Annotated in this window: 25 protein-coding genes; 19 read left to right on the forward strand and 6 right to left on the reverse strand. The window is 69.2% G+C overall.

The window, feature by feature from the left end:
- Window positions 1-219 precede the first annotated feature (219 nt).
- Together MVA01S_RS13855 and MVA01S_RS13860 are read left to right on the forward strand one after the other, a co-directional pair.
- Window positions 220-819, forward strand: coding sequence for a TetR/AcrR family transcriptional regulator (locus MVA01S_RS13855; RefSeq protein WP_003930459.1), 600 nt, complete (start codon window positions 220-222; stop codon window positions 817-819).
- Between the two features lie 175 nt (window positions 820-994).
- Complete coding sequence (locus MVA01S_RS13860) at window positions 995-2,431, forward strand: APC family permease (protein ID WP_003930458.1); 1,437 nt, start codon at window positions 995-997, stop codon at window positions 2,429-2,431.
- On the opposite strand, the gene relZ is transcribed toward MVA01S_RS13860, so the two are convergent.
- Window positions 2,428-4,146 (reverse strand): bifunctional ribonuclease/(p)ppGpp synthase, encoded by a 1,719-nt coding sequence (relZ, locus tag MVA01S_RS13865; protein WP_003930457.1) that lies wholly within the window; start codon window positions 4,144-4,146, stop codon window positions 2,428-2,430. The two genes, MVA01S_RS13860 and relZ, sit on opposite strands and share 4 nt — an antisense overlap.
- A gap of 66 nt (window positions 4,147-4,212) precedes the next feature.
- Here relZ and purB point away from each other — a divergent pair, with 66 nt between their 5' ends.
- The 3 genes from purB to MVA01S_RS13880 are packed head-to-tail and all read left to right on the forward strand — an operon-like array spanning window position 4,213 to window position 7,443.
- Entirely contained in the window at window positions 4,213-5,631 is a 1,419-nt protein-coding gene (gene purB, locus MVA01S_RS13870) for an adenylosuccinate lyase (protein ID WP_003930456.1), read from the forward strand.
- Window positions 5,628-6,860 (forward strand): cytochrome P450, encoded by a 1,233-nt coding sequence (locus tag MVA01S_RS13875; protein WP_003930455.1) that lies wholly within the window; start codon window positions 5,628-5,630, stop codon window positions 6,858-6,860. The genes purB and MVA01S_RS13875 overlap by 4 nt, the downstream gene beginning before the upstream one ends.
- A gap of 10 nt (window positions 6,861-6,870) precedes the next feature.
- Window positions 6,871-7,443, forward strand: coding sequence for a DUF1707 SHOCT-like domain-containing protein (locus tag MVA01S_RS13880; RefSeq protein WP_040541185.1), 573 nt, complete (start codon window positions 6,871-6,873; stop codon window positions 7,441-7,443).
- Window positions 7,444-7,509: 66 nt separating this feature from the next.
- Here the strand turns inward: MVA01S_RS13880 and MVA01S_RS13885 are convergent, their stop codons facing one another.
- Window positions 7,510-8,142: a hypothetical protein gene (locus MVA01S_RS13885; RefSeq protein WP_003930453.1), complete on the reverse strand. Its 633-nt coding sequence runs from the start codon at window positions 8,140-8,142 to the stop codon at window positions 7,510-7,512.
- A gap of 52 nt (window positions 8,143-8,194) precedes the next feature.
- On the opposite strand from MVA01S_RS13885, the gene MVA01S_RS13890 reads away from it, so the two are divergent.
- The 6 genes from MVA01S_RS13890 (at window position 8,195) to MVA01S_RS13915 (ending at window position 14,739) form a co-directional block, all read left to right on the forward strand.
- Window positions 8,195-9,100, forward strand: a complete 906-nt coding sequence (locus MVA01S_RS13890) for a phosphoribosylaminoimidazolesuccinocarboxamide synthase (RefSeq protein WP_003930452.1) — start codon at window positions 8,195-8,197, stop codon at window positions 9,098-9,100.
- Window positions 9,097-11,220 carry a S9 family peptidase gene (locus tag MVA01S_RS13895; protein ID WP_003930451.1) on the forward strand — a complete coding sequence of 708 codons (2,124 nt, stop codon included), beginning with the start codon at window positions 9,097-9,099 and terminating at the stop codon, window positions 11,218-11,220. Before MVA01S_RS13890 ends, MVA01S_RS13895 begins: the two co-directional genes overlap by 4 nt.
- A complete protein-coding gene (locus tag MVA01S_RS13900) occupies window positions 11,217-11,798 on the forward strand; it encodes a TetR/AcrR family transcriptional regulator (RefSeq protein WP_003930450.1) in 582 nt (193 codons plus the stop codon). Before MVA01S_RS13895 ends, MVA01S_RS13900 begins: the two co-directional genes overlap by 4 nt.
- Before the next feature lie 10 nt (window positions 11,799-11,808).
- Window positions 11,809-12,306, forward strand: coding sequence for a glutathione peroxidase (locus tag MVA01S_RS13905; protein WP_003930449.1), 498 nt, complete (start codon window positions 11,809-11,811; stop codon window positions 12,304-12,306).
- A gap of 67 nt (window positions 12,307-12,373) precedes the next feature.
- On the forward strand, window positions 12,374-13,078 hold the full coding sequence (locus MVA01S_RS13910) for a DUF2334 domain-containing protein (protein WP_003930448.1): 705 nt from the start codon (window positions 12,374-12,376) through the stop codon (window positions 13,076-13,078).
- Between the two features lie 26 nt (window positions 13,079-13,104).
- Window positions 13,105-14,739, forward strand: a complete 1,635-nt coding sequence (locus tag MVA01S_RS13915) for an FAD-binding dehydrogenase (protein ID WP_003930447.1) — start codon at window positions 13,105-13,107, stop codon at window positions 14,737-14,739.
- Between the two features lie 58 nt (window positions 14,740-14,797).
- Here the strand turns inward: MVA01S_RS13915 and MVA01S_RS13920 are convergent, their stop codons facing one another.
- Window positions 14,798-15,448 (reverse strand): MBL fold metallo-hydrolase, encoded by a 651-nt coding sequence (locus tag MVA01S_RS13920; protein ID WP_003930446.1) that lies wholly within the window; start codon window positions 15,446-15,448, stop codon window positions 14,798-14,800.
- A gap of 56 nt (window positions 15,449-15,504) precedes the next feature.
- Between MVA01S_RS13920 and MVA01S_RS13925 the strand changes: the two genes are divergently transcribed.
- From MVA01S_RS13925 to purQ, 3 genes are read left to right on the forward strand one after another with little or no spacing between them, the layout of a single operon-like run.
- Window positions 15,505-16,158: an ATPase gene (locus MVA01S_RS13925; protein ID WP_390176140.1), complete on the forward strand. Its 654-nt coding sequence runs from the start codon at window positions 15,505-15,507 to the stop codon at window positions 16,156-16,158.
- A 35-nt stretch (window positions 16,159-16,193) separates the two neighbouring features.
- Complete coding sequence (purS, locus tag MVA01S_RS13930; protein ID WP_003930444.1) at window positions 16,194-16,436, forward strand: phosphoribosylformylglycinamidine synthase subunit PurS; 243 nt, start codon at window positions 16,194-16,196, stop codon at window positions 16,434-16,436.
- On the forward strand, window positions 16,433-17,107 hold the full coding sequence (gene purQ / locus MVA01S_RS13935; RefSeq protein WP_003930443.1) for a phosphoribosylformylglycinamidine synthase subunit PurQ: 675 nt from the start codon (window positions 16,433-16,435) through the stop codon (window positions 17,105-17,107). Before purS ends, purQ begins: the two co-directional genes overlap by 4 nt.
- 85 nt (window positions 17,108-17,192) lie before the next feature.
- Here the strand turns inward: purQ and MVA01S_RS13940 are convergent, their stop codons facing one another.
- A complete protein-coding gene (locus MVA01S_RS13940; protein ID WP_003930442.1) occupies window positions 17,193-17,990 on the reverse strand; it encodes a family 1 encapsulin nanocompartment shell protein in 798 nt (265 codons plus the stop codon).
- Window positions 17,987-19,012 (reverse strand): Dyp-type peroxidase, encoded by a 1,026-nt coding sequence (locus tag MVA01S_RS13945; RefSeq protein ID WP_003930441.1) that lies wholly within the window; start codon window positions 19,010-19,012, stop codon window positions 17,987-17,989. The genes MVA01S_RS13940 and MVA01S_RS13945 overlap by 4 nt, the downstream gene beginning before the upstream one ends.
- A gap of 50 nt (window positions 19,013-19,062) precedes the next feature.
- On the opposite strand from MVA01S_RS13945, the gene MVA01S_RS13950 reads away from it, so the two are divergent.
- Genes MVA01S_RS13950 through MVA01S_RS13970 form a run of 5 tightly spaced genes read left to right on the forward strand, consistent with a single transcriptional unit; the run spans window position 19,063 to window position 25,454 of the window.
- Window positions 19,063-20,325, forward strand: coding sequence for a M18 family aminopeptidase (locus MVA01S_RS13950; protein ID WP_003930440.1), 1,263 nt, complete (start codon window positions 19,063-19,065; stop codon window positions 20,323-20,325).
- A gap of 15 nt (window positions 20,326-20,340) precedes the next feature.
- Window positions 20,341-20,682 (forward strand): VOC family protein, encoded by a 342-nt coding sequence (locus MVA01S_RS13955; RefSeq protein ID WP_003930439.1) that lies wholly within the window; start codon window positions 20,341-20,343, stop codon window positions 20,680-20,682.
- Between the two features lie 31 nt (window positions 20,683-20,713).
- Window positions 20,714-23,062, forward strand: coding sequence for a phosphoribosylformylglycinamidine synthase subunit PurL (gene purL, locus MVA01S_RS13960; RefSeq protein ID WP_003930438.1), 2,349 nt, complete (start codon window positions 20,714-20,716; stop codon window positions 23,060-23,062).
- Entirely contained in the window at window positions 23,059-24,780 is a 1,722-nt protein-coding gene (locus MVA01S_RS13965) for an alpha/beta hydrolase (protein WP_003930437.1), read from the forward strand. The genes purL and MVA01S_RS13965 overlap by 4 nt, the downstream gene beginning before the upstream one ends.
- Window positions 24,780-25,454, forward strand: a complete 675-nt coding sequence (locus MVA01S_RS13970) for an Rv0804 family intramembrane glutamic endopeptidase (RefSeq protein WP_003930436.1) — start codon at window positions 24,780-24,782, stop codon at window positions 25,452-25,454. The genes MVA01S_RS13965 and MVA01S_RS13970 overlap by 1 nt, the downstream gene beginning before the upstream one ends.
- Here MVA01S_RS13970 and MVA01S_RS13975 read toward each other — a convergent pair.
- Window positions 25,378-25,812 carry a PPOX class F420-dependent oxidoreductase gene (locus MVA01S_RS13975; RefSeq protein ID WP_003930435.1) on the reverse strand — a complete coding sequence of 145 codons (435 nt, stop codon included), beginning with the start codon at window positions 25,810-25,812 and terminating at the stop codon, window positions 25,378-25,380. The genes MVA01S_RS13970 and MVA01S_RS13975 overlap by 77 nt on opposite strands.
- Window positions 25,813-25,836: the final 24 nt, after the last annotated feature.

A 25,836-nucleotide genomic window follows, 5' to 3' on the forward strand; every position in this document is an offset into this window, starting at 1 on the left:
CGCGGCTGAGGCCACCGCGCCGCCCATCGCCGACGCCCCGGCGACGGCGATGCCCGCGCGAAGGCCGAGCGACATCATGTCCCGGCGGTTGAGGGTCGGCATGCGCGACATCATGCCATCGCCGCCAGGGGTGCCCGCCGCGCCCGCCGTCTCCCCGCCCGCGTCGGTGATTCGCCGAAAGCCCGGTGTCGGGACCCCGTGACTGGCAGGATTCCCTAGGTGACGGCAGCGGTCACTCCCAAGGGAGAACGTCGACGGTATGCGCTGGTCAGCGCCGCCGCCGACCTTCTCTGCGAAGGCGGCTTCGACGCGGTCCGGCATCGGGCCGTGGCGCGCCGGGCCGGGCTGCCGCTGGCCTCGACCACCTACTACTTTTCTTCGCTGGAGGACCTGATCGCCAAGGCGGTCGAGCACGTCGGCACCCGGGAGAGTGAGCAACTGCGCAGCCGGGTGCAGACGTTGTCGCGGCGCCGCCGCGGCGCCGAGTCCACCGCCGACATCCTGGTGGACCTTCTCGTCGGGGACAACCCGGAACGGGTCACCGAGCAGATGATCTCCCGCTACGAGCGCTACATCGCCTGCGCCCGCCAGCCCGGTCTGCGCGACATCCAGCGGCGCATCCTCAGGCAGCGCAGCGAGGCCGTCGTGGAAGTCGTCGAACGGTCGGGACGCTCGGTGCGCGGCGAGTTGGTCACCGCGCTGGTCTGCGCGGTGGACGGGGCGGTGGTGGCGGCGCTGGTCGGCGACGGCGACGGGCCGCGCGCGACGGCCAGGGCCACCCTGATCGACGTCATCGACGTGCTGGCCCCGTTCAACTAGCGAGTTTGCTTCTGGCCGCCGGTGGTTACCTGGGACAGGGTGAAACACCGGAATCCTCGGTGTGGTCTGCGAGATCACCGGCGCGGCACGGAATCAGTCCGGTTACCGCGTAGCGGCTGCGCGCCCGGGCGGACTGGTCGATGATGAACGTTTCGGGACAAGTCAGGGAGGCGCGATGTCAGAAGCGGTGACCGGCCAGGGCGCCCCCGACAAACAGCCCGAGCTCAAACGGGTGATGGGGCCCGGCCTGCTGCTGTTGTTCATCGTCGGCGACATCCTGGGCACCGGCGTCTACGCCCTCGTCGGCGACGTGGCAGGAGAAGTCGGTGGCGCGGCCTGGCTGCCGTTCCTCATCGCGTTCGGCGTCGCGACCATCACCGCGTTCAGCTACCTGGAGCTGGTCACCAAGTATCCGCAGGCCGCGGGCGCTGCGCTGTACGCGCACAAGGCGTTCGGCATCCAGTTCATCACCTTCCTGGTCGCGTTCGTCGTGATGTGCTCCGGGATAACCTCTGCCTCAACGGCTTCCAGGGCTTTCGCGGCGAATTTCTTTGAGGGCGTGGGGACCGAGGCGTCGAAGGTCGGTGTCGCGGTGCTGGCGCTGCTCTTCATGGCGGCGCTGGCCGCCATCAATTACCGGGGTGTGGGGGAGAGCGTCAAGCTCAACGTCGTCCTCACCATCGTCGAGATCACCGGTCTGGTCGTGGTGATCCTGGTCGGGATGTGGGCCTTCACCGGCGGCGGCGACGTCGACTTCTCCCGGATCGTCGCGTTCGAGACCGCCGAGGACAAGAGCACCTTCCTGGCGATCTCGGCGGCCACCTCGCTGGCATTCTTCGCGATGGTGGGCTTCGAGGACTCGGTCAACATGGCCGAGGAGACCAAGGATCCGGTCAAGACATTCCCCAAGATCCTGCTGACGGGTCTGTCCATCGCCGGCGTGGTCTATGTGCTCATCTCGATCGTCGCGGTGGCGCTGGTGCCGATCGGCAAGCTCGAAGAGAGCGACACCCCGCTCGTCGAGGTCGTCCGGGCCGGCGCCCCCGGGCTGCCGATCGACACGATCCTGCCGTTCATCACGATGTTCGCGGTGTCGAACACCGCGCTGATCAACATGCTGATGGCCAGCCGGCTGATCTACGGCATGGCCCGTCAGCGCGTGTTGCCTTCGGTGCTCGGCACCGTGCACCCGACGCGGCGCTCACCGTGGGTGGCGATCCTGTTCACCACGGTGATCGCGTTCGGGCTGATCATCTACGTGTCCACCGCCGCGAGCAGCAATGCGATCTCGGTGCTGGGCGGCACCACCAGCCTGCTGCTGCTCGCCGTGTTCGCGGTGGTCAACGTCGCGGTGCTGGTGCTGCGCCGCGACGTCCGCCAGGCCGGTGGGCACTTCAAGACCCCGACAGCGCTGCCGGTCATCGGCTTCCTGACGTCGCTGTATCTCGTCACCCCGCTGTCCGGTCGGCCCTCCCAGCAGTACCTCGTCGCCGGGGTACTGGTCGCGGTGGGCGTCGTGTTGTTCTTCGTCACCCAGAAGATCAACAAGCAGCTCGGCATCCGGGACGCCCGGATCACCGATCCGACCCACCTGGGCTCGGGCCCGAACTAGCCGAGGTTCTCGGTGAGCCGCTGTAACCGGTTCTCCAGCAACGTCGTCCGGTGCGCATTGCCGTCGAGCTCGAGGTAGCGGCGGCCGAACTGCGCCAGCAGCGCGTCGTCGAGTCGGCGCACCGCGCCGGCCGGGTAGCGGTAGTCCATCGCGGTGTTGACCGCCTCGGTGTCCACCCCGGCCAGGACGGCGTCCAACGCGTCGATCGACTCGATGCCCAGATCGAGGAGCAGCCCGGCGATCCACGCGTAGTGGTCGGTGCGTGACCAGCCGGCGTCGGGGAACCGGTTGCCCAGATAGGTGGCCAGCACCGCGGTCGGAATCCGGGGATCGTCGGTGATCTCGGTGACCTCCGGCGTCGCGGTGCGCAACCGCTCGCGGACCGCGGAGAACTCCCGGTCCGCGAGTTCGAGCAGTCCGGCGGCCAGGGTGAACCGGCGATCCAGGTCGGGCGCGTGGGCGGCCGGAATCGAACCCTTGTAACGGATCTCGTGCTCGAACTCGGCCCACGCGTGCTGCAGCACGGTGCGCACCTGGATCGACGCGGGCTGCTGCACTCCCTCCACCCCGACGAGCAGGTGCCTGCTGGCATATCCCCACCGGCCCTCGCGTGCGGTCTCCTGCCCCATGTCGCGATCGTCGAGCAGCCGCATCTCCTCGGCCAGCAGGTCGGCCACCGTGGCGACGTCCTCGCGCAGGTAGGTGATGACACGCAACCCGATCAGATCGGTGATCTCCACCAGCGGCTCGCGGAAGAGCGGTTCGCCGTCGGCGGTGCGACGGTCGGCCTTCGCCGCGAACGACTCGACGGTCTTGGTCCGCGCGGTGACCGACAGGTAGTTGATGCCGGCCTCGTCGAGCAGCCCGGTGACCAGCCCGAGGTAGTGGTCGGTTGCGGTGACCAGGCCGGGACGCCGGGACTCGTACTCGGCGACGGCCGGCGAGGGCGCGGCCGACCGCGGCATCCTGCGTGCCCGTGAGTTCCGCCGGTGCCGGTCCGGGGGCAGCGACGGGGTGACGATGTACCCCGACGCGACGTCCCCGTAGACGGTCACGTCCTGCGGTCGGTGATACCAGTACAGCCCGACGTAGGCGCACAGCACCGCGTCCACCGGGTCCTCGTCGCGGTCGAGTTGGCTCGGTTTGGTGGCGGCCTCCACCCGTTTGCGCAGCTCCACCCACGCCACGTTGCGATTGACGCGCAGCCGCGGGCTGGCGTCGTCGAGACCTTCGATCAGGGTCATCAGGCGCAGCAACTCGCGTTGCCGGTCTTCGAACGGGCCGCGCTTGTACTTGAGCGTCTTCTCCAGCTCGAACAGCACGACCGTGGCGGGATGCGGATAGACCTCGATCGCCCGGCGTGGCGCCCCCGACGACGGATCCACGTTCAGTTCAAGGCGTTCGGCGATCCGGGCGGCACGGGGGTGCCGGAACTCGGGACGGTCGGTGAACGCGGGCCGGGCGCCCGCCTCGAACCGCTGGAAGTCACGGTTGAACGCCGCCTCCGCAGGCCGGTGACCGGTCGCGTTCTTCACGATCAGCGGCGCGTCGATCGCGACCAGACACTCGTCGGCGACGAACGGGGCCAGCGCGGCCACGATGCTGTCGTCGTCGTGCGCCGACCCCACGTGCAGCAGGCGGCCGTCGGTGTCGATCACCGCGACGCCGGTCTGGTTCTTCTCGCCCCATGCGAGGTCGAGCCCGACGAAGTGCATGCGCCTACTGTGCCTCATTCTCCGCCGCTCCAGCGGCCGATAGGCTGTGTGTTCGTGAGTGCTCCTGTGCCTGTCCCGAACGTCCTGGCCAACCGGTATGCCAGCGAAGAGATGGTGGCGATCTGGTCGCCGGAAGCCAAGATCGTCGCCGAGCGGCGGCTGTGGCTGGCGGTGCTGAAGGCCCAGGCCGAGCTCGGTGTCGACGTTCCCGACGGCGTGGTCGCCGACTACGAGCGGGTGCTGGAGAACGTGGACCTGGCCTCCATCGCGGCGCGGGAGCGGGTGCTGCGCCACGACGTGAAGGCGCGCATCGAGGAATTCAACGCACTGGCCGGGCACGAACACGTGCACAAGGGCATGACCAGCCGGGACCTCACCGAGAACGTCGAGCAGCTGCAGATCCGCCGCTCGCTGGAACTGGTGCGCGACCACAGCATCGCGGTGCTCGCCCGACTGGCCGAGCGTGCCACTCTCTACCGGGACCTCGCGATGGCGGGCCGCAGCCACAACGTCGCGGCGCAGGCCACCACGCTGGGCAAGCGGTTCGCGTCCGCGGCCGAGGAGCTGCTGGTCGCGCTGAACCGCGTCATCGAGCTGATCGACCGCTACCCGCTGCGCGGGATCAAGGGTCCGATGGGCACGGCGCAGGACATGCTCGACCTGTTCGACGGGGACACCGAGCGGCTGGCCGAACTGGAGACGCGGGTCGCATCGTTTTTGGGGTTCTCCACCATGTTCACCAGCGTCGGCCAGGTCTATCCGCGCTCCCTCGACCACGACGTGGTGTCCGCGCTGGTCCAGCTCGGTGCCGGGCCGTCGTCGCTGGCCCACACCATCCGGCTGATGGCCGGCCATGAACTGGTCACCGAAGGGTTCGCCCCGGGCCAGGTCGGCTCGTCGGCGATGCCGCACAAGATGAACACCCGGTCGTGCGAGCGGGTGAACGGTCTGCAGGTGGTGTTGCGCGGATACGCCTCGATGGTGGCCGAGCTCGCCGGCGCGCAGTGGAACGAAGGCGACGTGTTCTGCTCGGTGGTGCGCCGCGTCGCGCTGCCGGACGCGTTCTTCGCCCTCGACGGCCAGACCGAGACGTTCCTGACCGTGCTCGACGAGTTCGGCGCCTACCCCGCGGTGATCCAGCGCGAACTCGACCGCTATCTGCCGTTCCTGGCCACGACCAGGATCCTGATGGCCGCCGTCCGCGCCGGCGTCGGCCGCGAGACCGCGCACGAGGTGATCAAGGAGCACGCCGTCGCGGTGGCGCTGGCGATGCGGGAGAAGGGCGCCGAACCGGACCTGCTGGACCGATTGGCCGCCGATCCGCGACTGCCGCTGGACCGGCCGGCGCTCGACGCGGCGCTGGCCGACAAGCAGGCCTTCACCGGCGCTGCCGGTGACCAGGTCGACCGGGTGGTCGCGGCGGTCGACGACCTGATCGGGCGGTTCCCCGGGGCGGGCGAGTACACCTCGGGCGCGATTCTGTGACCTCCGCGGAGACCCTGGCGGGGATCGACTTCACCGATCTGGACAACTTCGCCGCAGGGTTTCCGCACGAGCTCTTCGCGCGGCACCGGGCGCACGCGCCCGTCTACTGGCACGAGCCGACCGAGAACACCCCGGACGGTGAAGGCTTCTGGTCGGTGGCCACCCACGCCGAAACCCTTGCGGTGCTGCGGGATCCGGACACCTATTCGTCGGTCACCGGGGGTGGGCGCCCGTTCGGCGGCACCCTGCTGCAGGATCTGCCGATCGCCGGCCAGTTGTTGAACATGATGGACGGCCCCCGGCACGCCGCAGTGCGCCGCCTGGTCAGTTCGGGGCTGACACCGCGGATGATCCGGCGCGTGGAGGACGATCTGCGCGACCGTGCCCGGCGTCTGCTCGACGACGTCTCCGGCGGCGAACCCGTGGACTTCCTCACCGACGTCGCCGCCGAAGTGCCGATGCAGATGATCTGCATCCTGCTCGGAGTTCCTGAGTCGGAACGACATTGGCTGTTCGAGGCGATCGAACCGAGCTTTGATTTCGGCGGTGCGCGCAAGGCCTCGATCACCCGGCTCTCGGTGGAGGAGGCCGGCTCGCGCATGTTCGCCTACGGGCAGGAGTTGATCGCGGCCAAACGCACCGATCCCGGCGACGACATGCTCTCGGTGGTCGTGAACTCCGCCGACCCGGACCTGTCCGACCTGGAGAGCTACCTGTTCTTCAACCTGCTGTTCAGCGCCGGCGCCGAGACCACCCGCAACGCCATCGCCGGCGGTCTGCTGGCACTGGTCGAGAACCCCGACGCCTACGAGGCGCTGCGTCAGGATCCCGGTAAGTTGCCGACGGCGATCGAGGAGATGGTGCGGTGGACCTCCCCGTCACCGTCGAAGCGGCGCACCGTGACCCGGCGCGCGACGTTGGGCGGCCAGACCGTCGAACCGGGCCAGAAGGTGCTGGTGTGGGAGGGTTCGGCCAACCGCGACGCGACGGTGTTCGACGACCCGGACCGGTTTGACATCGCCCGTAAACCCAACCCGCACTTGGGCTTCGGACAGGGTGTGCACTACTGCCTGGGTGCCAACCTGGCCCGGCTGGAGCTGCGGGTGATCTTCGAGGAGATGCTGCGCCGCTTCGAGTCGGTCACGTTGAGCCGGCCGGTGGAGTGGACGCGCAGCAACCGGCACACCGGCATCCGCCACCTGGTGGTCGAGCTGAACGCATCAGCCTAAGCTCGAACCAATGGACCCTCGACAACCCGACATCAGAGCGTCGGATGCCGATCGTGCAGCGGTGACCCAGATCCTTGAGCACGCGGTCGGACAAGGGATGCTGACCCTCGACGAGTACACCCAGCGGGTGGATGTCGTGCTGGCGGCGCGGACCCGCCGCGAACTCGACACCGTGATCGCCGATCTTCCCCACGTCCGTCGCCGGCCCGCGCCGGCGCCGCCGGAGGTGCTGGGCGGGTGGATGTCGAGCATCACCCGCAAAGGACAGTGGACCGTGCCGAGTCGGTTGCGTCTGTCCACCCGGATGTGTTCGACCACTTTGGATTTCACCTCGGCGGTACTGGCAGGGCCGGTGGTGCACATCGATATCGACGATTACTGCAGCTCGACCGAGTTGATCCTGCCCGACGGCGCGACCGCCGACCTCAACGGCGTGGTCAACATCGCGGCGTCGACTTCCCTGCGAGTGACGACCAGCCCCGTGTCCCGCCGGTTGCATGTGGTGGTCTCGGGCCGGGTGCGCTTCGGGTCGTTGACGGCCCGGCACCCGTTCGGGACCTCACTCAAACGGCTGCTCAAATAATCCGCCGAAACCGCATTCCACGCGGCGGATCGGCGGCGCGGACCGCGTGGAATGCACGTTCGGCGGTTACTCGGCGCGTTTGAGGTTGGCCGCCCGGATGCCTGATGCCCTGAGCTCCAGCGCGGCGAGCCCGCGGATCGCGACGCGGTCCTGTTCCCGCCACGCGCCGACCGGATCGGAGCTGATCGCGGCGAGCTTGGGCAGTGGCCGGTTCGCCAGCGCCCGCAGCGCCAGCAACTGCTCGCCGGCCCAGGTCGAGGACAGCGTCACGGCGGTCCACTTGCGCCGGAAGAAGCGCACGCGCAGAAACAGCCATGGCATCATCAGTGCCAGCACCGGCGGCGAGGCGACCGCCAGCGCCAGCAGCCAGGCCAGCCAGCCGGCAGTGACCCCCAACGTCTGGCCGGCGCCGGCGATCTCCCGTGCCGCGTCGCCGGCCGCGGTCAACGGCCCGCCGAGGCTGCCGCCGATCAACGGCACGTCACCGGCGCTGCGCCCGGCGGAGTCGAGGTTGCCCGCCACCCCGTTGGCGCCGCTCTCCACCTGGTAGCCGAACTCGGCGACCGTCGACACCGCCGAGTGCACCGCGATGCCCACCCACACCCAGATCGCCGTCCAGACGATCACCACGATGTCGCTGACCAGCTGCCACAACAACCGGCCAGGGGTCGTCGCATACGGGATCCACCGAGATGTCATGGGATCGATCACAGCACACATCCGGGTTTCTGCGGCCCGATAGGCTGGCCCGATGCGTCCCGCTCTGTCCGACTACCAGCATCTGGCCAGTGGCAAGGTCCGTGAGTTGTACCGCGTCGACGACGGGCACCTGCTGTTCGTCGCCACCGACCGGATCTCGGCCTACGACCACATCCTCGAATCCGAGATCCCGGACAAGGGCCGCGTGCTGACCGCGATGAGCGTGTTCTTCTTCGACTACCTGAGCCGGGTGGCCGAGGTGCCCAACCACCTGGCGGGCCCACCCGACGACGCGCGCATCCCCGAAGAGGTGCTGGGCCGGGCCCTGGTGGTCGAACAACTGGAGATGCTGCCGGTGGAAGCGGTGGCCCGTGGCTACCTGACGGGCTCGGGTCTGCTGGACTACCAGCAGACCGGAGCGGTCTGCGGCATCGCGCTCCCGCCGGGCCTGGTGGAGGCCAGCAGGTTCGCCGAACCGTTGTTCACCCCGGCCACCAAGGCCGACATCGGGGAGCACGACGTGAACATCACCTTCGACGACGTCGTCGCGCTGATCGGGGCCGAGCGCGCCGAGGAACTGCGCGAGCGCACGCTGCGGACCTACAGCCAGGGCGCTGCGCACGCGCTGACCAAGGGCATCATCGTCGCCGACACCAAGTTCGAGTTCGGTGTCGACGGGCAGGGAGAGCTCAAGCTCGCCGACGAGGTGTTCACGCCGGACTCGTCGCGCTACTGGCGTGCCGACGACTACGCCGAGGGACAGGTGCAGAACAGCTTCGACAAGCAGTTCGTGCGCAACTGGCTGACCGGCCCCGACTCCGGCTGGGACCGCCGCGGCGACGAGGCCCCGCCGCCGCTGCCACCCGACATCGTCGACGCCACCAGGGCGCGCTACATCGAAGCCTATGAACGTATTTCGGGCCTTCGGTTCGACGACTGGATCGGAGGCCGCGCATGACTTCACGCCAGACGGCAGACCCCGCGGCACCCGTCGCCAAGCGGGTCGACACCGTACGCGAACACCACGGTGACGTGTTCGTCGATCCGTACGAATGGTTGCGGGACAAGTCCAATCAGGAGGTGATCGACTACCTCGAAGCCGAGAACGCGTTCACCGAACACGTGACCGAGGATCTGGCGCCGCTGCGGCAGAGCATCTTCGACGAGATCAAAGCCCGCACCAAGGAGACCGACCTGTCGGTGCCGACCCGCCGCGGTGACTGGTGGTACTACGGGCGCAGCTTCCAGGGCAAGCAGTACGGAGTTCAATGCCGTTGTCCTGTCACCGATCCCGACGACTGGACGCCGCCGGAGTTCGACGAGAACACCGAGATTCCCGGTGAACAGGTCCTGCTCGACGAGAACATCGAGGCCGAAGGGCACGACTTCTTCTCGCTGGGGGCGGCCAGCGTCAGCATCGACGGAAACATCCTCGCCTACTCGGTGGACGTCAAGGGTGACGAGCGGTACACGCTGCGGTTCAAAGACCTGCGCACCGGCGAACGCTACGACGACGAGATCGTCGGCATCGGCGCCGGCGCCACCTGGGCCGCCGACAACGCCACCGTCTACTACGTCACCGTCGACGACGCCTGGCGCCCGGACACCGTGTGGCGTCACCGGCTCGGTTCGGGGCTGCCCGCCGAGCGCGTCCACCACGAACCCGACGAACGGTTCTGGGTCGCGGCCGGCCGCACCCGCAGCAACAAGTACGTGATCATCGCGATGGGCAGCGCGGTCACCTCCGAGCTGCGCTACGCCGACGCCGCCGATCCGCAGGCCGAGTTCACCACCGTGTGGCCGCGCCGCGAATCCGTGGAGTACTCGGTCGATCACGCCGTCGTCGCCGGCGAGGACCGGTTCCTCATCCTGCACAACGACGGCGCCGAGAACTTCACCCTCGTCGAAGCGCCGGTCACCGATCCGACCGACGTGCGCACCCTGATCGAACACCGCGCGGATGTCCGGCTCGACGCCGTCGACGCGTTCGGCGAACACCTCGTGGTCAGCTATCGCAAAGACGCGCTGCCACGCATCCAGCTGTGGCCGATCGAGGACTCCGGATACGGTCAGGCGCAAGACATCACGTTCGATTCGGAACTGATGTCGGTCGGATTGTCGGCCAACCCGAACTGGAGCGCGCCCAAGATGCGGATCGGCGCGACGTCGTTCGTCACCCCGGTGCGCATCTACGATCTCGACCTCGCCACCGGCGAGCGCACACTGCTGCGCGAGCAGCCGGTACTGGGCGACTACCGGTCCGAGGACTACGTCGAGCGCCGGGACTGGGCGGTGGCCCCCGACGGCGCGCGGGTGCCGATCTCGATCATCCACCGGGCCGGCCTGAAACACCCGGCGCCGGTGCTGCTCTACGGGTACGGCGCCTATGAGTCCTGCGAGGATCCGAGGTTCTCCATCGCCCGGCTGTCGCTGCTCGACCGCGGCATGATCTTCGCGGTGGCCCACGTCCGCGGCGGCGGCGAGCTGGGACGACCGTGGTACGAGCACGGCAAACTGCTGGAGAAGCGCAACAGCTTCACCGACTTCATCGCTGTGGCAAGCCATCTCGTCGGCACCGACGTGACCACGCCTGAGCGGATGGTGGCCTACGGCGGCAGCGCGGGAGGACTGCTGATGGGCGCGGTCGCCAACATGGCGCCCGACCTGTTCGCCGGGATCCTGGCCGCGGTGCCGTTCGTCGACCCGCTGACCACGATCCTCGACCCGTCGCTGCCGCTGACGGTGACCGAGTGGGACGAATGGGGCAACCCGCTGGAGGACCCCGAGGTCTACCGCTACATGAAGTCCTACTCGCCGTACGAGAACGTCGAGCCGAAGGCCTACCCGGCGATCCTGGCGATGACCTCGCTCAACGACACCCGGGTGTACTACGTCGAACCGGCCAAATGGGTTGCCGCACTGCGCCACGCGCAGCTCGACCCGGCCCGCGATTCGGCCCGGGTGCTACTCAAGACCGAGATGAACGCCGGACACGGTGGTATCAGCGGACGGTACGAGCGGTGGAAGGAGACCGCGTTCCAGTACGCCTGGCTCTTGGACGTCGCCGGCGTGAGATGACCCGGGGCTCCTACCACCACGGCGATCTGAAGGCCGTCATCCTCGCCCAGGCAGCCGAGTTGGTCGCCGAACGGGGCGCCGACGGTGTGTCGTTGCGCGAATTAGCGCGCACCGCAGGGGTTTCGCACGCCGCGCCGGCGCACCACTTCACCGACCGGCGCGGCCTGTTCACTGCGCTCGCCGCGCAGGGGTGGCAGATGCTGGCCGCCGCGTTGGACCAGGCCCGGCCGGAGTTCCTCGACGCGGCGCGGGCGTACGTGCGCTTCGCGGTGCAGCATCCCGGCCACTTCGAGGTGATGTTCGACCGCTCGCTCATCGACCCGCACAACCCGGAGCTGATCGCCGCGCAGTCGGCCGCCGGCGCCGAGCTGGCCTCCGGGGTCGGCACTCTCGACGATCCGCGCGCCGGCGAGGATCCGCAGGCCGCCGCACTGGCCGCATGGTCCCTGGCGCACGGCTTCGCGATGCTGTGGCTCAACAAGGCCGTCGCCACCGACGCCGACCCGGTCGCCACCGCCGAACGGGTGGCGCGCATGCTGTTCACCCCGAACCGGCCGGCCGGGACCCCCGACGAGTAGCGTCGGCGTCATGACTGACGCTGCGATCACCGACATCCCGCTCACCACCCTGGACGGCCGGCCCACCACGCTCGCGGAGTTGGCCGACGGCGCCGCGCTGGTGGTCAATGTCGCCTCCAAATGCGGTCTGACACCGCAGTACACGGCGCTCGAACAGCTCGCGAAGGACTACCGTGAACGCGGACTCACCGTGATCGGCGTGCCGTGCAACCAGTTCATGGGGCAGGAGCCCGGGACCGCCGAGGAGATCCAGACGTTCTGCTCGACGACCTACGACGTGACGTTCCCGCTGCTGGAGAAGACCGACGTCAACGGGCCCGGCAGGCATCCGCTCTACGCCGAGCTGGCCCGCGCCACCGACGAGGACGGCGAGGCCGGCGACGTGCAGTGGAACTTCGAGAAGTTCCTGCTCGCCCCGGGCGGCAAAGTGGTCAGGCGTTTCCGTCCCCGCACCGCCCCGGACGCCCCCGAGGTGATCTCGGCCATCGAAGACGTCTTGCCCCGATAGCCGAAGCGACACCTGGGCGCGCGGTGTCGTCCACCTCCAGGACATATCGCGTTGCGACACTTCGGTGGTGGCAGGACAGCTGATCGTGTCGATCTCCGGAATCAGTGACCGGACCCTCGGTGAGGTCGCCGAGTTCCGGAGTGCGCTCGACGTCCGTGGCGTGCCGGTGTCGTTCCTCGTCGCGCCGCGTCTCAAGGGCGGGTACCGGCTGGACCGGGACGCGGCCACCGTCGACTGGCTGATCGACCGGCGCCGGCGCGGCGATGCCGTCGTGCTGCACGGTTTCGACGAGGCCGCCACCACAGCGCGCCGCGGTGAGTTCGCGACGCTGCCCGCGCACGAGGCGAACCTGCGCCTGATGGCCGCCGACAGGATCATGGAGCACCTGGACCTGCGCACCCGGATCTTCGCCGCGCCCGGCTGGAACGTCTCCCCGGGTGCACTCAAAGTACTGCCCCGCAATGGGTTTCGCGTCCTTGCCGGGCTGGCGGGCATCGTCGACCTGGTCGGTGGGCACACTGTGCGCGCGCGGGTGCTCGGCATCGGCGGGGGCTTCCTCGCCGAGCCGTGGTGGTGCCGGACGCTGGTGCTGGCCGCCGAACGCACGGCACGCCGCGGCGGAACCGTGCGGCTGGCGGTGTCGGCCCGGCAGCTGAGCCGCCCGGGTCCCCGGCAAACCCTGCTCGACGCCGTCGAACTGGCGATGCTGCACTCGGGCGCGGCCACGGTCTACCGGTGGCACCCCGAATCTGCGCTGACCGAGGCCGCTTAGCGGCCCTCGCTGACTACATTGGCCTGATGGCTGATGTCATCGTGGTGGGCGCCGGGCTGGCTGGTCTGGTCGCAGCGTGCGAGCTGGCCGAGCGCGGCCGAAGCGTGGTGATCGTCGACCAGGAGAACGCGGCCAATGTCGGCGGCCAGGCGTTCTGGTCGTTCGGCGGGCTGTTCTTCGTCGACAGCCCGGAGCAGCGGCGCATGGGCATCCGGGACAGTCACGAGCTCGCGCTGCAGGACTGGCTCGGCTCGGCCGGGTTCGACCGGCCCGAGGACCACTGGCCGCGGCTGTGGGCCCACGCCTACGTCGACTTCGCCGCCGGCGAGAAGCGCAGCTGGCTGCGCGAGCGCGGTCTGCAGACCTTCGCGCTGGTCGGCTGGGCCGAACGCGGCGGCTACGGGGCCAACGGGCACGGCAACTCGGTGCCGCGCTTCCACATCACGTGGGGCACCGGGCCCGCGCTGGTCGACATCTTCGCGCGGCGGTTGACCGGGGTGCCGCGGGTGCGGTTCGTCCACCGGCACCGGGTGGACGAGCTGATCGTCGAGGACGGTGCGGTGGTCGGGGTGCGCGGAGCCGTACTGGAACCGTCGTCGGCGGTACGCGGTGCGGAATCCTCCCGCGAGGTCGTCGGCGACTTCGAGATGCGGGCGCAGGCGGTGATCGTGGCCAGCGGCGGGATCGGGGGCAACCACGACCTGGTGCGCAAATACTGGCCCAAGCGGATGGGACGGGTGCCCGAACAACTGCTCAGCGGTGTGCCCGCGCACGTCGACGGACGCATGCTGCAGATCTCGGAGACCGCGGGTGCCAGCGTCATCAACAAAGACCGGATGTGGCACTACACCGAGGGCATCACCAACTACGACCCGATCTGGCCGCGGCACGGCATCCGGATCCTGCCCGGGCCGTCGTCGCTGTGGCTGGACGCCAACGGCAAGCGGCTGCCGGTGCCGCTGTACCCGGGGTTCGACACCCTCGGCACGCTGGAGTACATCGCCCAGACCGGGCAGGACTACACGTGGTTCGTGCTGAATTCCCGCATCATCGCCAAGGAGTTCGGCCTGTCCGGCGAGGAACAGAACCCGGACCTGACCAACCGCAGCATCCGTGCGGTGCTCGAACGCGGCCTCAAGGGGCCCGCACCGGTGCACGCGTTCGTCGACAAGGGCGTCGACTTCGTCACCGCGACCACGTTGCGCGAGCTGGTCACCAAGATGAACGCGGTGCCCGGCGTCGTGCCGCTGGACTTCGACGTGGTCGAAACCGAGGTCACCGCGCGCGACCGGGAGGTGAGCAACCGGTTCACCAAGGACGGCCAGATCACCGCGATCCGGGGCGCACGGGCCTACCTGCCGGACCGGCTCAGCCGGGTGGTGGCCCCGCACCGGTTGACCGACCCCAAGGCCGGGCCGATGGTCGCGGTCAAACTGCACATCCTGACGCGAAAGTCGTTGGGCGGACTGCAAACCGACCTGGACTCACGGGTGCTGCGCGGCGACGGCTCGGTACTGCCGGGTCTGTACGCCGCCGGGGAGGCCGCAGGATTCGGCGGCGGCGGGGTGCACGGCTACCGGTCGCTGGAGGGGACCTTCCTCGGCGGGTGCGTGTTCTCCGGCCGCGCCGCGGGCCGCGCCGCCGCGCGGGACACCGCCTGACCTGCGAATCCGGCGCGAAACGCGACACCTAGGGTGCTCGAGCGCGCCGGATTCACGCTCAGAACCGCGTGGCGTTCTCCTGTTCGAGCACCTGGAAGTCGGTGTCGGTCATCTCGCTCAGGCGGCCGTAGAAGATGGGCCGGCCGATCGGGTCGATGATCGCCTGGTGGATCGGCACCGCATGGGTGGGCGCCACCGCGCGCAGGTAGTCGACGGCCTCGGAGATCTTCAGCCACGGGGCGGCCGCGGGGGTGGCCAGCACGTCCACGGGTTCGTCGGGAACGAACAGGGCATCGCCGGGATGCATGAGCTTGGCAGGGTGTTCGCCGTCGCCGACCAGATACGAAATGTTGTCGATGACAGGGATTTCCGGGTGAATGACCGCGTGGGTGCCGCCGGCGCCGCGTACCGTCAGATGCCCGATCGACAGCTCGTCGCCGACGTTGACCGCTTGCCAGCGCCCGCCGAGTTGTTGAGCCGTCTGCGGATCGGCGAACAGCGCGGCCTGCGGGTTGGCCTCGACGAGCGCCGGAAGCCGCGCGGTGTCGGCGTGGTCGGGATGCTGATGGGTGATCAGGATCGCGTCCAGACCGGTGATGCCCTCGAAACCGTGCGAGAAGTTGCCTGGATCGAACAGGACCGTGGTCGGTCCGGCAGCGCCGTCGAAGCTCGCCAGTAGGCAGGAATGGCCGAAATGTGTGAGCTGCATCCCTATATTGTGCGCTCAGGGTTCAGGGGGGGGTGCAGGTGTACGCACGTGTGGTCTTGGCATTGGCTGTGGTGGTGTGCGGGGTAGCCGTGACGCCGGGGGTGGCGCGTCCGGTGCCGGGCGTGTGCCCGCCGGTCTGCGACGCGATCCCCGATGTGGCGTGGATCGAGTCCAGCTCGGTGCCGTTGTACCCGGTGTACCGCTGGCCCGGGATGGCCGGCCTCGCGACGACGGTGGCGGCGCCCCGGTTCGAGTTCGAGTCGTGGTGCGCGAGCCCCGCCCGTGTCGCCGACCCGCGCGACTACGTCGTCGCCGCCCGGGCCCGGGTCGCCAACCCGCCGGGGCACTGGAACCTGCACGTCCAGGTGCTGCACTGGCGCGGCGACGTGGTCACCGGCGGGCGGACCGCCCTGCAGACGCTGGAGTGGGCGCGGATGTCGCTGGCGTCGTGCCACCTGACCGCGCCGCAGGTATCACCGTCGCTGACCACCGACGACGCCATGGCGCTGGTCAGCGTGATCAGCGACGCCGGCCGCCGCGTCATGCGGACCTATCTGGCCGCCGACCCGGCCAGCAGTTCCCTGGTCGAGCTCACGTTGTGGACGACCCTGCCCGCCGCGGTCGAGTGGCGTGGGGTGGCGTCGGACACACAGATGCTCGATGCGATGGCGTTCCCGCTGTGTGCGGCGTATCTGGGCTCATGCCGGTGAAGCGGGGACGGTGTCGCCGCAGGTAGAGTGTCGCCGTGGCAAAAGTGGTGGTAAACGTCATGCCGAAGACCGAGATCCTCGACCCGCAGGGGCAGGCGATCGTCGGCGCGCTGGGCCGGCTCGGGTTCGACGGAATCTCAGATGTGCGGCAGGGCAAGCGCTTCGAGCTGGAGATCGACGGTGACATCGACGATGCGAAGCTTGCCGAGATCGCCGAATCGCTGCTCGCCAACACCGTGATCGAGGACTGGACGGTAACCCGGGAAGACCGGTCATGACCGCCAAGGTGGGCGTGATCACCTTCCCCGGCACGCTCGACGACATCGACGCCGCCCGGGCGGTCCGGCTCGCGGGCGCCGAACCCGTGAGCCTGTGGCACGCCGATGCCGACCTCAAGGGCGTCGACGCGGTCGTGGTCCCCGGCGGCTTCTCCTACGGCGACTACCTGCGCGCCGGTGCCATCGCCAAGTTCGCGCCGGTGATGGGCGAGGTCGTCGAGGCCGCCGGCCGCGGCATGCCCGTGCTGGGTATCTGCAACGGCTTCCAGGTGCTGTGCGAGGCGGGTCTGCTGCCCGGGGCGCTGACGCGCAACGCCGGTCTGCACTTCATCTGCCGCGACACCTGGCTGGAGGTCGCATCCAACACCAGCGCGTGGACCAGCCGGTACGAGCTCGGCGCCGACCTCCTGGTGCCGCTGAAGTCCGGGGAAGGCCGCTACGTCGCGAGCGAGAAGGTGCTCGACGAACTGGAGGGCGAGGGCCGGGTGGTGTTCCGCTACCGCGAGAACCTCAACGGCTCGATGCGGGGCATCGCGGGTATCAGCTCGGCCAACGGTCGCGTCGTCGGCTTGATGCCGCATCCCGAGCACGCCACCGAGGCCCTGACCGGTCCGTCCGACGACGGCCTGGGCATCTTCTACTCCGCGCTGGACGCGGTTCTGGTGTCCTGACGCGCGACGAGCGTGCGAGAAGTAGCCGTCCCGGGCGGCGTGTCGCCTGCAGACACGCACGCTCGCGGCAAAGGGGGGCGGGGGTTCAGGCGCTGAGGGCGACTGCGGCCTCCGCGGTGTAGCACAGGAACGTCAGCGTCTCCTGCAGATACAACTGCACGGTCTCGGCGTCGTGCGACAGGTAGCCGATGCACACGTCGGTGCCCAGCTGAAGGTCGAAATCGCCGCCGCGCGTGGACAACACGAATGCGCCGTCGATGGCGGGGGCCCAGATGATGTCCCCGTCGACCAGTCGGCTCAGGTGTTCCCGGATCGGATAGCCGTGTGCGGTGGTCTCGCTGACCTTGGTGTAGACCTCGGCCGACAGAAGCACGCTGTACGGTCCGTCGACGCCGGCCAGTCTCAGCTCCGACAGCGCCTGACTGATCACGTCGGGGATGTCGCGGGGGTCCTCGGGCAGCGCCAAGTTCGGGCAGGAACTCGAATTGCGGATACCGCGGATGTGCGCGTCCTGGTAACCCTCGAAGATCGCCCTGTCCTCGGCGAACGCCAGCTTCTGGGCGGCCGCCTTGACCGGATCCCAGTCCGAGTCCTGTGATCCGCGCTCGACGTCGTCGATGTCGATTCGGTTGACCGTGAACGGAACCCGCAGCCGGACCAGCGGCTGGCTGGCGCGCAGGTGGGCGACGACGCCGTCCCCCGGGGACGCGACATCGACCAGATGCCCGGTGCTCACTCCCGCGGTCACCGGACCGCCCGGCTCGCTGACGTCGACGACGCGACGGCCCGCGATGTTCCGTTTGAACGTGCGAGTGGCCTCCTCCTCGATCTGCGCCCACGCCGCATCGGTGACCGGTGCCAGTTCCCGGTACAGGTTGTTCATTGCGGTTGTCCTTTCAGACTGCCGATCGCGAGTGATCCCACATATCCGCCGGGTGCCGACGCGCCCGATTGCCCCATCTCCGTCGCCGAATCGGGAAGCGGCGGTGGGTCGTTCAGAAAATCAGTGATCGGCGTGAAGAACATCGAGCCGGTGACGGCGCGCGAGAAGTCCAGCACCCGGTCGGTGTTGCCGGGCGGGTCGCCGATGAACATGTTGCGCAGCATCCGTTCGGTGACCGCCGCGGTGCGCGAGTACCCGATGAAATAGGTGCCGAACTCGCCGGTCCCGACCTCACCGAACGGCATGTTGTGCCGCACGATCTTGAGCTCGTTGCCGTCTTCGTCCTCGATCACATTCAGCGCCACATGGGAATTGGCGGGCTTGACCGCGTCGTCGAGCTCGATGTCGTCGAGTTTGGTGCGGCCGATCACCCGCTCCTGCTCCTCGGTCGGCAGCACGTTCCACGCGTCCATCAGGTGCAGGTACTTCTGCACGTGGACGTAGCAGCCGCCGGCGAAGTCGGGATCCTCGTCACCGATCCGGGTGGCGCTGTCGGCCAGTGGGCCGTCCGGGTTCTCGGTGCCGTCGACGAAGCCCAACAGGTCACGGTTGTCGAAGAACCGGAAACCGTGGGTCTCGTCGACGACGGTGATCGCCCCCATCGCCGCGACCAGTTTGGTCGCCAGCTCGAAGCACACGTCCATGGTCTCCGCGCGGATGTGGAACAGCAGGTCGCCCGGCGTCGACGGCGCGTGGTGGCGGTCGCCGTCGAGTGCGATGAACGGATGCAACTCGGCCGGTCGCGGTCCGGCGAACAGCCGGTCCCAGGCGTCCGACCCGATCGACGTCACCGCCGACAGCCGCTTGGCGGGGTCGCGGAAACCGACCGCGCGCACCAGCCCGGCGATGTCCCCGAGCGCGTCGTGCACCGTCTGCTCGCCGCCGTCGTCGATGGTGGCCACCAGAAAGATCGCCGCCGGGGTCAGCGGCGCGAGCACCGGCTGGGGCAGGGGGGCGGGCACGGTTCGACCCTAAATCAAGATCGGGGGCACTGATCGGCGAAGATGAAAAGATGCCAGCTAGCCCCCACGGTCTGTGCGAGTTCATCGACGCCTCGCCGTCGCCGTTCCACGTCTGCCGCACTGCCGCGGAACGGTTGCGCACCGCCGGTTTCACCGAGGTCTCCGAGAGCGACCCGTGGTCGGGTGCCGGCGACTTCTTCACCGTGCGCGCCGGATCGTTGATCGCGTGGCGCACCGATGAGGACGACCGTGCCCTGCCTTTTCGTATCGTCGGTGCCCACACCGACAGCCCCAACCTGCGGGTCAAGCAGCACCCCGACCGGTACGTCTCGGGCTGGCAGGTCGTCGCGCTGCAGCCCTACGGCGGTGCCTGGCTGAACTCGTGGCTGGACCGCGACCTCGGGATCAGCGGACGGCTGTCGGTGAGGGACGGCAACGCCATCCGGCACACGCTGGTCCGGGTGGACGAGCCGATTCTGCGGGTCCCGCAGCTGGCCATCCATCTGTCCGAGGACCGCAAGGGCGTCGAGCTCAACCCGCAGCGGCACGTCAACGCCGTGTGGGGGGTCGGTGACGGACCCCGATCGTTTCTGGGGTTCGTGGCCGACGAGGCCGGGGTCGACGAGGACGACGTGCTGGGCTTCGACCTGATGACCCATGACCTGACCCCGTCGCGGCTGGCCGGCGTCGACGGCGAGCTGGTCAGCGCGCCGCGGCTGGACAACCAGGCCACCTGCTACGCCGGACTGGAGGCGTTCCTGGCCGCCGGTGCGGACGCCGGGGTGCTGCCGGTGCTGGTGCTCTTCGATCACGAGGAGGTCGGTTCGCAGTCCGACCACGGCGCCCAGTCCGAGCTGCTGCTGACGGTGCTGGAGCGGATCACGCTGGCCGCGGGCGGAAGCCGCGAGGATTTCCTGCGGCGGCTGCCGACCTCGATGGTGGCGTCGGGGGACATGGCCCACGCCACCCACCCGAACTATCCGGAGCGGCACGAGCCCGGCCACCTGATCGAGGTGAACGCCGGCCCGGTGCTCAAGGTGCAGCCCAATTTGCGCTACGCCACCGACGGGCGGACCGCCGCGGCGTTCGCGCTGGCGTGCGCGCAGGCGGGCGTCAACCTGCAGCGCTACGAGCACCGTGCGGACCTGCCCTGCGGATCGACCATCGGGCCGATGACCGCGGCCAACACCGGAATCCCGACCGTCGACGTCGGCGCCGCGCAGCTGGCGATGCATTCGGCCCGCGAGGTGATGGGCGCCGCCGATGTGGCCGATTATTCGGCGGCACTGCAGGCGTTCTTGTCACCGGCCTGATTTAGGGTCGGACGCATGTCGCTGAAGATTGAGATGGCCACGTTCGACTGTGTGGATCCCGACGCGCTCGCCGACTGGTGGGCCGAGGCGGTAGGTGGGGAAGTGAACGCCGTCGCGCCCGGTGAGTTCGTCATGGTGGTGCGCGACGGTGAACCCAACCTCGGGTTCCAGCGGGTACCCGACCCGACCCCCGGGAAGAACAAGGTGCACCTGGACTTCCACGCCGAGGACCGCGAATCCGAGGTGGCGCGGCTGGTCGGACTGGGTGCGCGCGAGACGGACCGGAACAACTTCGGCCCCGAGTTCGAATGGGTGGTGCTGGCCGACCCGGAGGGCAACGCCTTCTGTGTGGCCTGAGTCGCACCGGCGCCCTGGCTAGACTGGCGCGGTGACGTCTGGGCTGACCCAAGAGGTAGACACCGTCGAGCGGGCTGCCGCCACTCCCGACCAGCCCCAACCCTTCCGGGAACTGGGGCTCAAGGACGACGAGTACGAGCGGATCCGCGAAATCCTCGGCCGGCGTCCGACCGACGCCGAGCTGGCGATGTACTCGGTGATGTGGAGCGAGCACTGCTCCTACAAGTCCTCGAAGGTGCACCTGCGCTACTTCGGTGAGACCACCACCGCGAAGATGCGCGAGACCATGCTCGCCGGTATCGGCGAGAACGCCGGCGTCGTCGACATCGGCGACGGATGGGCGGCCACCTTCAAGGTCGAGTCCCACAACCACCCGTCCTACATCGAGCCGTATCAGGGCGCGGCGACCGGCGTCGGCGGCATCGTCCGCGACATCATGGCGATGGGCGCCCGTCCGGTCGCGGTGATGGACCAGCTGCGCTTCGGCGCTGCGGACGCCCCCGACACCCGCCGCGTCGTCGACGGCGTCGTGCGCGGCGTCGGCGGCTACGGCAACTCGCTCGGGCTGCCCAACATCGGCGGCGAGACGGTGTTCGATGCCAGCTACGCGGGCAACCCCCTGGTCAACGCGCTGTGTGTCGGTGTGCTCCGTAAAGAGGACCTGAAGCTGGCGTTCGCCTCCGGAGCGGGCAACAAGATCATCCTGTTCGGCGCGCGCACCGGGCTCGACGGCATCGGTGGGGTGTCGGTGCTGGCGTCGGAGACCTTCGGCGGCGACGAGGGCGCCGGTGCCGACGGACACGAAGCCGGAGGCGGAGCTGGACCATCCAGGTCGCGCAAGAAGCTGCCGTCGGTTCAGGTCGGTGATCCGTTCACCGAGAAAGTGCTCATCGAGTGCTGCCTGGAGCTGTACGCGGCCGACCTCGTGGTCGGCATCCAGGACCTCGGCGGTGCGGGGTTGTCCTGCGCCACCTCTGAACTCGCCTCCGCCGGCGACGGCGGCATGAAGGTCGAGTTGGACCGCGTGCCGCTGCGCGCGGCGAACATGACGCCCGCCGAGATCCTGTCCAGTGAGTCGCAGGAGCGGATGTGCGCGGTCGTCACGCCGGAGAACGTCGACGCGTTCATGGAGGTCTGCCGCAAGTGGGATGTGCTGGCCACCGTCATCGGTGAGGTCACCGACACCGGCCGCCTGGAGATCACCTGGCACGGCGAGACCGTGGTCGACGTGCCGCCGCGCACGGTGGCTCACGAGGGTCCGGTTTACGAACGCCCGGTGCAGCGCCCCGACTCCCAGGACGCGCTCGTCGCAGACACCACCGCGTCGCTGAAGCGCCCGTCCACGGGGGAGGAGCTGCGCGCGACGCTGCTGGCGCTGATCGGCAGTCCGCACCTGTGCAGCCGCGCGTTCATCACCGAGCAGTACGACCGCTACGTGCGCGGGAACACGGTGCTGGCCGAGCATGCCGACGGCGGCGTGCTGCGCGTCGACGAGCAGACCGGCCGCGGCATCGCGATCTCCACCGACGCGTCCGGGCGCTACACCGCGCTCGACCCCTACGCCGGCGCGCAGCTCGCTCTGGCCGAGGCCTACCGCAACGTCGCGGTCACCGGCGCCACCCCGGCGGCGGTGACCAACTGCCTGAACTTCGGTTCACCCGAGGATCCCGGCGTGATGTGGCAGTTCTCCCAGGCCGTCCGTGGACTCGCCGATGGTGCTGCCGCCCTTGGTATTCCGGTGACCGGTGGCAATGTCAGCTTCTACAACCAGACGGGCAGCACCGCGATCCTGCCGACCCCGGTGGTCGGTGTGCTCGGCGTGATCGACGACGTGAAACGGCGCCTGCCCACCGGCTTCGGCAACGAGCCGGGGGAGACACTGATCCTGCTCGGCGACACCCACGACGAGTTCGACGGGTCGATCTGGGCTCAGGTCACCGCCGGCCACCTCGGTGGCGTGCCACCCAAGGTCGACCTGGACCGGGAACGCCTGCTGGCCGAAGTGCTCATCGCCGGCTCGCGCGACGGCCTGATCTCCGCGGCCCACGACCTGTCGGAGGGCGGGCTGATCCAGGCCGTGGTCGAGGCGGCGTTGGCGGGCGAAACCGGTTGCCGCATCGTCCTTCCCGCGGACAGCGACCCGTTCGTCCTGCTGTTCTCCGAATCCGCCGGCCGCGCGCTCGTCGCCGTGCCGCGCACCGAGGAGAGCCGGTTCGTCGCGATGTGCGAGGCCCGTGGTCTGCCGGCCACCCGCATCGGCGTCGTCGACGCGGGCCCGGACGGCAGTGAACCGGTCGTCGAAGTGCAGGACCAGTTCACGGTGACACTCGGCGAACTGCGGCGCACGTCGGAGGGCGTGCTGCCCGGGTTGTTCGGGTGACGGGCAGCGACACCGAGACAAACCCCGCATACCTGTGGGCGTGGCGCGTGCTACGCCTGGATTTCGCCGGCATCGCGTTCGGCGCGCTGTTCTTCTGCCTGTCGCTGACGCCGTCCCTGCTGCCCCGGGACTGGCTGTTCCAGGGACTGATCGGCGGCCTCAACGCCGCGATCGGTTACGGCATCGGCGTGTTCCTCGCCAAGATGGCCCGTCGCTTCCTGGTGGCCGACCGGGAGTGGTGGCCGCCCCCGCGGCGGATCGCCACCGTGTTCAAGGCCGTGACGGTCGCCGCGTCGGTCGCCGCCTGCGTGCTGATGGTGATCCCCGCCGCAGCCTGGCAGCGTCAGGTGTCGGCCCTGATGGGCATCGAGGGGCCTGCCACGTCGAGCTATCTGCGCACGCTGGTCCTCGCGGCGGTCGTCGGCGCAGTGTGTGTGGCGGTGACTCGGGTGGTGCTCGACCTCATCAGGACCATGGCCCGCTACCTGATCCGGCGCTGGCGGCTGTCCGACGAAATCGCGTTGTTCGTCGGCACCGCCGTCGTGGTGGTACTGGTCATCACGTTGGTCAACGGCGTACTGGTCCGTGGCTTCCTGGCCGGCGCGAACTGGGTGTTCCAGCCGCAGAACCTCACCACCGCCGACGGTGTGGTCCAGCCCGACCGGCCCGAAAAGTCCGGCAGCCCAGAGTCTTTCGCCGCGTGGGACACTTTGGGTTACCAGGGGCGCAGTTTCGTGGCCGGCGGTCTCGACGCCGGCGAACTCACCCGGATCAACGGCCGCGCCGCCCGGGAGCCGATCCGGGTCTACGTCGGCCTGCAGACCGCGGACACCGACGAGGCGCGGATGGCGGTTCTGCTCAGCGAGTTGGAGCGCACCCGGGCGTTCGACCGCGAGGTCCTGGTGATCGCGCCGACCACCGGCACCGGGTGGATCAATCCGGTCGCCTCGAAGTCGCTGGAGATGATGTACAACGGCGACACCGCGATCGTCGGGTCGCAGTATTCCTATCTGCCGAGCTGGATTTCGTTCCTCGGCGATCAGCAGAAGTCCATGCGCTCGGGCCGGTCGATGATCGACGCCGTCCGCGACCGGTGGGCCGAACTGCCGCCGGACCGGCGCCCCCGGCTGCTGCTGTACGGCGAGAGCCTGGGCTCGATGGCCGGGCAGGGGGCCTTCGACTGGTTGCCTGACATCTCCCGCATGGGGTTCTCGTCGGTGTTGTGGGTCGGCCCACCCAACGCCAGCCCGCTGTGGCGCGGAATCACCGCACGCCGCGACCCCGGCACCCCCGAGGTCGAACCGCGCTACGACAACGGGCGCACGGTGCGGTTCTCCCAGGGCAACGACGCCGAGCAGATCGCCGCCGACGCAGCGGCGCCGTGGGACGGCACCCGGGTGCTGTTCCTGCAGCACCCCTCCGACCCGATCGTGTGGTGGTCGGAGGATCTGCTGTTCACCCGGCCCGACTGGCTCTCCGAACCGCCGGGGCGGGACCGCACCGCGTCGATGCGCTGGTACCCGATCGTCACCTTCTGGCAGGTTGCCGCCGACATGACCAACGCCGCGTCGGTGCCCGGCGGCCACGGCCACAACTACGGCGACTTCATCATCGACGGCTGGGCGGCGGTCGCGGCCCCGCCGGGCTGGACCAGGGCGGACACCGAGAGGATCCGGACCGCGCTGGAGGAATCGGTCTCCGAGAGCGGCGCCGCCTGATGGGCGACCGCCTGCGTGCAGCCGCGCTGGCCGGTCTGGTGCTCGCCTGGAGCGCGATCAAACTACGCATCCCATCGCGGTGGAATCCGTTGCCGCAGGCGGTGTTCGGTGCAGCTGTGGCCGTACTGGCCCGCCCTCCGCTGGGGTTGCGGCCGCCTGCGCTGTGGGCGGGTCTGCGGTGGGGTGGCGCGGCCGCTGTGCCCGTGCTGGTGACCGTCGCCGCGGCGACGGCGATCCCGGGGGTGCGCGAGGCCATGACCGCACAGGTGCGGACCCCAGACCCCGCCCGCTGGCTGTTGCTGCGCATCCCGATCGGCACGGTGTGGGCAGAGGAGGCGGCGTACCGCGCAGCGACGGGCACGGCCGCCGAGCGGGCGTTCGGGGTACCTGTCGGGCGGCTCGTCGCGGCCGCGACGTTCGGTCTCTCCCACGTCCCCGATGCCCGAAGCTCCGGAACCCCGGTTCTCGGCACGGTACTGATCACCGGCGCCGCCGGCTGGCTCTTCTCGTGGCTCTACGACGAGTCCGGCAGCCTGGCCGCCCCGATGATCGCCCACCTCGCCGTCAACGAGGCCGGCGCGGTCGCGGCACTGGCGCTCACCCGCCGTCGACGTTCCGGACGTGAGCGACCAGCTGGTGCGGCTCGGTCTTCTGGTCGTCGATCCCGAAACTGATCACCCGACGCGGGGTGATACGGATGACAGCGGAATCCAGCGGCTCCCCGTCGGGCTCGCGCGGCGGGTCCTGCAGCAGCACCTGTTCGGCGGTGCCCCGGATCTCCAGGCAGCGCACCCGCCACGGATCCCGGGACGGGATGTCGTCGATGACGAAGGCCACCTTGTTGTTTCGTGCGATGTTGCGGAACTTGCGGCTGCGCGACATCTGATAGCCGGCGATGTCGATGGTGCCCAGTTGCTCGTTGAAGGTGAAGCCCACCGGGCTGTTCTGGGGCGTGCCGTCCGGCTGGATGGTGGCCAGTCTGCCCACGTCGGCCTGCGCCATGAACTCGATCTCGAATGTGGTGAAGGTCATGCCGCCCAACGTAAAACCTCAAGA

This window comes from Mycolicibacterium vaccae NBRC 14118 = CIP 105934 (assembly GCF_001552715.1).
Taxonomy (GTDB): domain Bacteria; phylum Actinomycetota; class Actinomycetes; order Mycobacteriales; family Mycobacteriaceae; genus Mycobacterium; species Mycobacterium vaccae.

Excerpts from the sequence above, each read along its gene's own strand:
- MVA01S_RS13860 (WP_003930458.1), top strand. The coding sequence starts at position 995 with ATGTCAGAAGCGGTGACCGGCCAGGGCGCCCCCGACAAACAGCCCGAG.
- relZ (WP_003930457.1), bottom strand. The coding sequence starts at position 4,146 with ATGCACTTCGTCGGGCTCGACCTCGCATGGGGCGAGAAGAACCAGACC.
- MVA01S_RS13880 (WP_040541185.1), top strand. The coding sequence starts at position 6,871 with ATGGACCCTCGACAACCCGACATCAGAGCGTCGGATGCCGATCGTGCA.
- MVA01S_RS13885 (WP_003930453.1), bottom strand. The coding sequence starts at position 8,142 with ATGACATCTCGGTGGATCCCGTATGCGACGACCCCTGGCCGGTTGTTG.
- MVA01S_RS13890 (WP_003930452.1), top strand. The coding sequence starts at position 8,195 with ATGCGTCCCGCTCTGTCCGACTACCAGCATCTGGCCAGTGGCAAGGTC.
- MVA01S_RS13895 (WP_003930451.1), top strand. The coding sequence starts at position 9,097 with ATGACTTCACGCCAGACGGCAGACCCCGCGGCACCCGTCGCCAAGCGG.
- MVA01S_RS13900 (WP_003930450.1), top strand. The coding sequence starts at position 11,217 with ATGACCCGGGGCTCCTACCACCACGGCGATCTGAAGGCCGTCATCCTC.
- MVA01S_RS13905 (WP_003930449.1), top strand. The coding sequence starts at position 11,809 with ATGACTGACGCTGCGATCACCGACATCCCGCTCACCACCCTGGACGGC.
- MVA01S_RS13915 (WP_003930447.1), top strand. The coding sequence starts at position 13,105 with ATGGCTGATGTCATCGTGGTGGGCGCCGGGCTGGCTGGTCTGGTCGCA.
- MVA01S_RS13920 (WP_003930446.1), bottom strand. The coding sequence starts at position 15,448 with ATGCAGCTCACACATTTCGGCCATTCCTGCCTACTGGCGAGCTTCGAC.
- purQ (WP_003930443.1), top strand. The coding sequence starts at position 16,433 with ATGACCGCCAAGGTGGGCGTGATCACCTTCCCCGGCACGCTCGACGAC.
- MVA01S_RS13940 (WP_003930442.1), bottom strand. The coding sequence starts at position 17,990 with ATGAACAACCTGTACCGGGAACTGGCACCGGTCACCGATGCGGCGTGG.
- MVA01S_RS13950 (WP_003930440.1), top strand. The coding sequence starts at position 19,063 with ATGCCAGCTAGCCCCCACGGTCTGTGCGAGTTCATCGACGCCTCGCCG.
- MVA01S_RS13955 (WP_003930439.1), top strand. The coding sequence starts at position 20,341 with ATGTCGCTGAAGATTGAGATGGCCACGTTCGACTGTGTGGATCCCGAC.
- MVA01S_RS13970 (WP_003930436.1), top strand. The coding sequence starts at position 24,780 with ATGGGCGACCGCCTGCGTGCAGCCGCGCTGGCCGGTCTGGTGCTCGCC.
- MVA01S_RS13975 (WP_003930435.1), bottom strand. The coding sequence starts at position 25,812 with ATGACCTTCACCACATTCGAGATCGAGTTCATGGCGCAGGCCGACGTG.